Annotated in this window: 4 protein-coding genes; 3 read left to right on the top strand and 1 reads right to left on the bottom strand. The window is 72.4% G+C overall.

The window, feature by feature from the left end:
* The first annotated feature begins 80 nt into the window (after positions 1-80).
* Positions 81-1280 carry a VWA-like domain-containing protein gene (locus AB0M20_RS27065; protein ID WP_364302861.1) on the top strand — a complete coding sequence of 400 codons (1200 nt, stop codon included), beginning with the start codon at positions 81-83 and terminating at the stop codon, positions 1278-1280.
* Between the two features lie 6 nt (positions 1281-1286).
* On the opposite strand, the gene AB0M20_RS27060 is transcribed toward AB0M20_RS27065, so the two are convergent.
* Positions 1287-1868, bottom strand: a complete 582-nt coding sequence (locus AB0M20_RS27060; protein ID WP_364302859.1) for a TetR/AcrR family transcriptional regulator — start codon at positions 1866-1868, stop codon at positions 1287-1289.
* A 55-nt stretch (positions 1869-1923) separates the two neighbouring features.
* On the opposite strand from AB0M20_RS27060, the gene AB0M20_RS27055 reads away from it, so the two are divergent.
* Both AB0M20_RS27055 and AB0M20_RS27050 read left to right on the top strand, forming a co-directional pair.
* The gene (locus AB0M20_RS27055) at positions 1924-4365 is read left to right on the top strand and encodes an MMPL family transporter (RefSeq protein WP_364302857.1); all 2442 of its coding nucleotides are present in this window, start codon (positions 1924-1926) and stop codon (positions 4363-4365) included.
* 274 nt (positions 4366-4639) lie between these two features.
* The coding region (locus AB0M20_RS27050) for a helix-turn-helix transcriptional regulator (RefSeq protein ID WP_364302855.1) at positions 4640-4977 on the top strand (338 nt) is incomplete at its 3' end.

Here is a 4977-nt window from a genome sequence, read left to right as displayed (position 1 = left end):
TACAAGACTACAATTAAAAAATACTTTACAATTAAAAAATACTTAGAATAAAATACCATCGCGCTCTCGGAGGCGGCGGGGTGAACACCGACAAGCTGCATGCCGCCCGGCTGCACGCCACCCGGGTCCGGCCGTACCTCGCCACCGCCCTCTTCGCCCTGCACCTGCTGCCGTCCGGCCGGGTCCCTACGATGGCGGTGGACCGGCACTGGCGCTGCTACGTGTCACCGTCGTTCGTGGACACCACGCCGCTCGACGAGCTCGCCGGCGTGCTCGTGCACGAGGTGTCCCACCTGCTGCGCGACCACCACGGCCGCAGCGACCGCGTCGCGCGCCGGCGCGGGCTGACCGGCCGCGGCGAGCGGCTGCGGATGAACATCGCGGCGGACTTCGAGATCAACGACGACGTGTACGGCGACGGGCTCGCCAAGCCGGCCGGCGCGGTCGAACCCGCCATGCTGCGCCTCGCGCCGGACGAGCTGATGGAGGACTACCTGTCGCAGTTCCGGCTGGGCTGGGCGACCGACGGCATGGCCTGGCTCGACTGCGGCAGCGGCGCCGACGGCCTCGAGCGGGACTGGGACCTCGGGCCGGGCGGCGGCGCGCACGGGCTCAGCGACCAGGAACGCGACGCCGTGCGGTTCCGGGTCGCGCACGGGCTGACCGGCCGGGCGGGAGACGTGCCGAAGGGCTGGCAACGGTGGGCCGAGCAGGTCTTCCACCCACCGCAGCCGTGGCGGGACCTGCTCGGCGCCGCGGTGCGGTCGGCGGCAGGGGCCGGCGCGGGGGAGGACTACGAGTACGGGCGGCCGGCCCGCCGGAGCGCCGCGCTGCCCGGGGTGGTGCTGCCCAGCCTGCGCCGGCGACCGCCGAGGGTGTGCGTCATCGTCGACACCTCGGGCTCGGTCAGCGACACCGAGCTCGGCAGCGCGCTGCTCGAGGTGGCGGCGATCGCCAGGGCGGTGGGTGGCCGGCGCGATCTGGTCTCGGTGCTGTCGTGCGACGCTGCGGCCGGCGTCGCGTACCCGTTGTGCCGGGCCGAAGGCATTCCCCTGGTCGGCGGCGGAGGCACGGACCTGCGGGCGGGTTTCGACCGCGCCCTGCGGTCGTCGCCGCGGCCCGATGTCGTGGTCGCCCTGACCGACGGGCAGACGCCGTGGCCGTCGACCAGGCCGCCGTGCCGGACCGTGGTAGGGCTGTTCCCCCGCCCGCCGGATCCGGACGAGCCGAGCTACGACGAACCTCCGCCGGCCTGGGCGCGGGTGGTGCGCATCGGGTGAAACCGCCTAGGAGGCGCCGGCGCCGTCCATCACCAGGGCGGTCAGGTCGCGGACGTCGTCGGCGGTGAGCGTGGACCGGGCCAGCAGCCGGGCCACGACCACCCCGATGAAGACCTCGCTCAGCAGCCGCACCGGGAGGCCGGGCCGCAGCTGGCCGGCCGCCTCGGCGCTGCGCAGCCGGGCCGCGATCTCGCCGGGGGAGCCGAGCCGCTCGTTCAGCCGCGCGCCGACCTCCTCGTTGTCCACTGTGGCGGTGACCAGCGAGCGCAGCAGCGACGCGTTCGCCGGATCCTGGAAGAACCCGGCCATCGCACCCAGCCAGGTCCTCAGGTCGGCCTCGATGTCACCGGTGTCCGGCGGCACGAACGTCTGGGGGAGCATCATGCCCTCCATCAGACTGTCCACCACCACCGCGCTCTTGGACGGCCACCAGCGGTAGATGGTCTGCTTGCCCACCCCGGCCTCGGCGGCGATGCCCTCGACGGTCGCGCGGTCGTAACCGACCCGGGTGATCACCGCGGCGGTCGCCTCGAGGATCGCCGTCCGCGCCGTCTCGCTGCGCGCGACACCCCTGCGACCTGCCGACATAAACGTCATCATAGTCACAGAAATGTAAGACGAGACGTCTCGTATAGTGTTTAGCATGGCCGAGTTGCTGTACCGGTTGGGACGTTTCTCCGCGCGGCGCGCGGGCGTGGTGATCGCCGTCTGGGTGGTGATCCTCGGGCTCGCGGTGACCGGTTATCTGGTCGGGCGAGGGCCGGTGGCGAACGGGTTCGGCATCCCCGGCACCGAGACCCAGCGGGTCACCGACGAGCTCCGGTCGAAGATCCCGAACCTGAGCGGCAGCTCCGGCAGCGTGGTGTTTCAGACCACGAACGGCGCCGCCTTCACCGACGGGCAGCGTGCCGCGATCCAGGCGTCGGTCCGCAGCGCGCAGGACATTCCGGATGTCGCCCAGGTGGTCGACCCGTTCGCCACCGAGCAGCAGCGCGCCACGCGTGAGCAGGAGATCGCCGGCGGGCGCGCGAAGCTCGAGGAGGGCCGCAAGCAGCTCGAGGCGGCTCGCCAGGCCGGCCAGGACAACCCGCGGCTGGACCAGCAGGAGGAGCAGCTCGCCGCGCAGGCGGCCCAGCTGGAGGCCGGCGCCGAGATCCTCGAGCTCGCCGCCGAGATCCGCCAGGTGTCGGCCGACGGCAGCACGGCCGTGGTGACGGTCAGCTTCAGCAAGGACCGGCTCGACCTCTCCGAGGACACCAAGCAGGCGGTGCTCAATCACTTCCGGGCGAGCCCGGTGCCCGGCGTCGAGACCGACTTCTCCACCGAGATCGCGCAGTCCGTACCCAAGATCATCGGTCCTGGCGAGGTGGTCGGCGTGATCGTCGCCGGCATCGTGCTGATCGTCATGCTGGGCACATTGATCGCCGCCGGGCTGCCGATCGTCACCGCGCTGATCGGTGTCGCCGTCGGCGTCCTCGCCGCCATGGGCCTCTCCAGCGTCATCGACTTCTCATCGGTGACCCCGGTGCTCGGCGTCATGCTCGGGCTCGCGGTCGGCATCGACTACTCGCTGTTCATCATCAACCGGCACCGCAAACAGGCGGCCCGCGGCGTCGACATCGGCGAGTCCATCGGTCTGGCCAACGGCACGGCCGGCAACGCGGTGGTCTTCGCCGGCTCGACCGTGCTGGTCGCCCTGCTGGCCCTCAACGTCTCCGGGGTCCCGTTCCTCGGTCTGATGGGTACGGTCGGCGCCGCCTGCGTGCTCATCGCGGTGCTGGTGGCGGTCACGCTGACCCCGGCGCTGCTCGGCCTGATCGGTCCCCGGGTGCTGACTCGCAAGGCCCGCGCCGCGGCGGCCGCGACGGCCGCGACGGCCGCGACGGCCGCGACGGCCGCGACGGCCGAGGTGGCCGGCGCGACGGCCGAGCCGCAGCGTGCGGTCCGGCCGATGTCGACGGTCCGGGCGATCGGCACCGTGCTGGCCGGCACCGCGGTCCTGCTGGCGCTGGCCATCCCGGCGATGTCCCTGCGGCTGGGCCTGCCCGACGGCTCCTCCGAGGCCACCGACTCCACGCAGTACACGGCGTACAAGGCCGTGGAACGCGAGTTCGGCGCGGGCGCCAACGGCACGCTGCTGGTCACCGCGCAACTGCCGCCGGGCCTGGACGAGATCGGGGCGACCGGGGCGCAGTTCGCGGCGGCCAAGCTGATCGCCGGCACCCCCGACGTGGCGGCGGTGGCACCGATCGCCGTGTCGCCGGACCGCACGATGGCAGCCTTCCAGGTCGTGCCGGTCGCCGGCCCGTCCAGCCAGTCCACCTCCGACCTGGTGCAGCGGCTGCGCGACCTGCGGTACGAAGGCGCCGCGCTGGGCGTGGCCGGTCAGGCGGCGGCGAACATCGACGTCTCCGACAAGCTGGCCGAGGTGCTGCCGCTCTACATCGTGGTGGTCGTCGGCCTGTCGCTGATCATCATGATCGTGGTGTTCCGGTCGTTCGTGGTGCCGCTCATCGCCACCGCCGGGTTCGTGCTGTCCCTGCTGGCCACCTACGGCGCGCTGGTCGCCATCTACCAGTGGGGTTGGCTGAGCGCGGTCTTCGGCACCCACGATCCGGGCCCGATCCTGGCGTTCCTGCCGATCATCCTGGTCGGCATCCTGTTCGGCCTGGCGATGGACTATCAGCTGTTCCTGGTCTCCGGCATGCGCGAGGCGTACGCCCACGGCATCGCCGCCCGCCCGGCGGTGATCTGGGGCCTGCGGGCCGGCCGCGCGGTGGTGATCGCGGCCGGGATCATCATGATCGCGGTGTTCAGCGGCTTCATCTTCGCCGAGTCGGTGATCATCCGGCCGGTCGGCTTCGGGCTGGCCTTCGGCGTGCTGGCCGACGCGTTCGTGGTGCGGATGCTGCTGGTGCCGGCGCTGATGCACCTGTTCGGCCGCGCGGCCTGGTGGTTCCCGCGCCGGCTCGACCGCATCGTGCCCAACGTGGACGTCGAGGGCTCCGCCCTGGAACGCCGGCACGACTTCCACCCGGTCCCGGCAGAGCGCGTCCCGGAGCCCGCCGCGAACAATCAGTGGTAGCCCACCCACGCGTCCGGGCGTCGAACAGGTGGCTGCGCTACCACTTCCGCGGGAAGCCGCCGCCGGATCCGACGCCGTCCCCCGATGCCCCCGACGTCGTCCGGCGGCCGGCCCACGGCGCCCCGCCCTCCTCCCATAACTGTGGTCGACCGGACCGTCGCCGGGCCAGGCGGAGCACCGGCAGTTGACCGGCAGATTGCTCGGCCGGACATAGACGTAGGCTGGTCTCTCAGTCACCCGGTTCTCTCAGTCACCCGGTGCAGGAGGTGGGCGGTTGTTCGGCCGGCAGGTGGTGGCGCTCCGGCGGGAACGCGGGCTCACCCAGGAGGAGCTGGCCACCCGCACCGGGCTGAGCGTGCGCAGCATCCGGGACGTCGAGTCGGGCCGCGTGTCGCGGCCCCGGATCAGCACGGTCCGGCTGCTGGCCGACGCGTTCGGGCTCACCGGCGACGACCGCGCCGAGTTCGTCGCCGCGGCCGACGAGCCGACCGGCGCCGGCCCACGGCAGCTGCCGCTGGACATCCCCGGGTTCGCCGGCCGCGAGGACGAGCTGTCCAGACTGGATCGCGCGATCCGCGAGGCGGGCGACCGGCCCGCCTCGGTCGTGCTGAC

The organism is Actinoplanes sp. NPDC051633 (assembly GCF_040681735.1).
Taxonomy (GTDB): Bacteria; Actinomycetota; Actinomycetes; order Mycobacteriales; family Micromonosporaceae; genus Actinoplanes.
The sequence above is the reverse complement of the archived record's forward strand: the minus strand, read 5'-3'. Positions and strand labels throughout refer to the sequence as shown.

What these genes read in the sequence shown, in the direction of transcription:
- AB0M20_RS27060 (WP_364302859.1), bottom strand. Translation starts at nt 1,868, where the DNA reads ATGTCGGCAGGTCGCAGGGGTGTCGCGCGCAGCGAGACGGCGCGGACG.
- AB0M20_RS27055 (WP_364302857.1), top strand. Translation starts at nt 1,924, where the DNA reads ATGGCCGAGTTGCTGTACCGGTTGGGACGTTTCTCCGCGCGGCGCGCG.